1 protein-coding gene is annotated in these 303 nt (G+C 65.0%); it reads left to right on the top strand.

Annotated features, from left to right (window positions below; genetic code table 11):
• Positions 1-208: PD-(D/E)XK nuclease domain-containing protein (locus tag GPT33_RS17845; RefSeq protein ID WP_296811753.1), on the top strand; the 208-nt coding region annotated here is incomplete at its 5' end.
• Positions 209-303: the final 95 nt, after the last annotated feature.

Below are 303 nucleotides of genomic sequence, written 5' to 3'. Positions count from 1 at the left end.
CGACCTGACCCTCAAGTTCAACGGCCGGATCTGGCTGTTCGAATTCAAGGTCGTGGAGCTTGCGCCCGAGGGGCGCGCGCTCCAGCAGATCAAGGAGCGCGGCTACGCGGACAAATTTCGCGCCGCCGGCCAACCCATCCACCTGATCGGCATCGAATTCAGCCGCGAGCGGCGCACTCTGGTCGGCTTCGAGGTCGAGACCGTTTAGCGGCGAAGCGCGGACCGAAACTCGACGCATCCCGGACGATCATCGCGCCCCCTTCGATCGGATGCTCAGTACTCGGGCGCAGGTCGGACGCGTGA

Origin of the sequence: Thiocapsa sp. (genome assembly GCF_011390875.1) — a bacterium.
Lineage (GTDB): Bacteria > Pseudomonadota > Gammaproteobacteria > Chromatiales > Chromatiaceae > Thiocapsa.
The sequence above is the reverse complement of the archived record's forward strand: the minus strand, read 5'-3'. Positions and strand labels throughout refer to the sequence as shown.